Origin of the sequence: Acinetobacter lwoffii (assembly GCF_024129735.1) — a bacterium.
Classification (GTDB): Bacteria; Pseudomonadota; Gammaproteobacteria; order Pseudomonadales; family Moraxellaceae; genus Acinetobacter; species Acinetobacter lwoffii_H.
Genome location: NZ_JAMXXK010000107.1, coordinates 1 through 1,184 on the forward strand (window position 1 = coordinate 1; position 1,184 = coordinate 1,184).

At 40.2% G+C, this 1,184-nt stretch carries 1 protein-coding gene; it reads right to left on the minus strand.

What is annotated here, in order from left to right; translation table 11 throughout:
• Positions 1-20: 20 nt before the first annotated feature.
• Positions 21-1,172 (minus strand): IS4-like element ISAbe18 family transposase, encoded by a 1,152-nt coding sequence (locus tag NI469_RS15660; RefSeq protein ID WP_004646736.1) that lies wholly within the window; start codon positions 1,170-1,172, stop codon positions 21-23.
• Between the last annotated feature and the right edge of the window lie 12 nt (positions 1,173-1,184).

Sequence of the window (1,184 nt, forward strand, 5' to 3'; positions counted from 1 at the left end):
CATTGCTGTCCCACAATTTTTCACAAGAGGAAGCTCATTTGAGCTTCCTCTTGTTTTATGGGTATTTTATCGGGTGAAAATAAAGCTTTTAAAGTTCTTCTTTCAAACAAATTCACTTGAATTATTCTGAGTAAACGTTGAACTGTCCAACCTGTTTTCCCTAAATGTTGAGCGAAACTCACCAATAAATAGGCGATCATCGCAATCCAGATTTGTGTCTGAATTGCGTTCCTGCTGCGGCCTAGAAACGCTTTTAATTTGAGATTCTGCTTAATCGCCTTAAAGAACAGCTCAACTTTCCAACGATCTTTATAAATCGCCGCAATGGTGGAGGCGGCTAAATGAAAGTTATTGCTGAGAAAGCTAAAGTGCTTGCCACTTTGCTGATCTCTATATTCAATTCTTCTTAACACTGGGGCTTTTCTTTTTAGGGCATGTGCGCTATTCAGCTGAATGGTTTCATCTTTTAGAATACCTTTGGATTCAAGCACTGGATGTTGCTGGATCACCTGATACACAGATTTAGGCCTAAAACGTGTGACAAATCCAATGTTTTGAGCAGTCAGATTTGCATACCATTGGTAATCGACATAGCCTTTATCAAAAACTACAATGCTGCCAGCAGGAAACTGGAATTTGCGGCCTTGTACCATGTCATTTTCTTTGCCATTTTCAACTGCAACAAACTCAGGAATATCATTGCTGTGATTCAATCCTATGCTGAGTTTCATGCTGGCTTTTGAGTCGTGAACTTTGGCCCATTCACATAAGGAAAGCGACAGGTCAATATGACTGGCATCCAAGGAATACAAGGGATTCTTAAAGCGAAATTTATGAGCTACTTTTGAGTGTTCATAGTATTTAAGCAACTTGTAAAATAGCTGTTGATACAAGGCAGCAGGCTGCTGCTCATTGATTCGTGCCAGCGTGCTTCGGGGAATAGACTTTGCTCCGAGATGACTTAGCTTTTCCTGTTGGCACTCCAAATTGGATTGAATATCTCTCAGACTTTGTCTACAAGAGAATTGAGACATCAATATGGCAATAAACTGATCCCACCGGGAAGCCGCTCTAAATTTCTGTCCAACATGGTGTACTTTAGCAAGTTGTTCAAAATCCTGTCGCACAACAGGTTTAATTAGCTCATGAAATACGGTATTCTGATGTGACAAAACCTGAATCCT